The sequence below is a fragment of the Pseudomonas sp. SIMBA_067 genome (genome assembly GCF_046534675.1).
Taxonomy (GTDB): Bacteria; Pseudomonadota; Gammaproteobacteria; order Pseudomonadales; family Pseudomonadaceae; genus Aquipseudomonas; species Aquipseudomonas putida.
Genome location: NZ_JAWRYH010001405.1, coordinates 1 through 233 on the forward strand (window position 1 = coordinate 1; position 233 = coordinate 233).

The 233-nt window shown below is 52.4% G+C and carries 1 protein-coding gene; it reads left to right on the plus strand.

Features of this window, described 5'->3' with window-relative positions:
• A partial coding sequence (locus tag SB765_RS34005; protein ID WP_410933081.1) for an FtsW/RodA/SpoVE family cell cycle protein occupies nucleotides 1-233 on the plus strand: 233 nt, incomplete at both ends.

The window sequence follows — 233 nt, forward strand, 5'->3', positions numbered from 1 at the left end:
CTATATCATCTGTATTATTTTGCTGGTGGCGGTAGATGCTTTCGGTGCCATCTCTAAAGGCGCTCAACGCTGGCTGGACCTCGGTATTGTTCGTTTTCAGCCGTCGGAAATTGCCAAAATAGCCGTACCACTGATGGTTGCGCGCTTTATCAACCGCGACGTTTGCCCGCCATCGTTGAAGAACACTGGCATCGCGCTGGTGCTGATATTTATGCCCACGCTGCTGGTGGCTG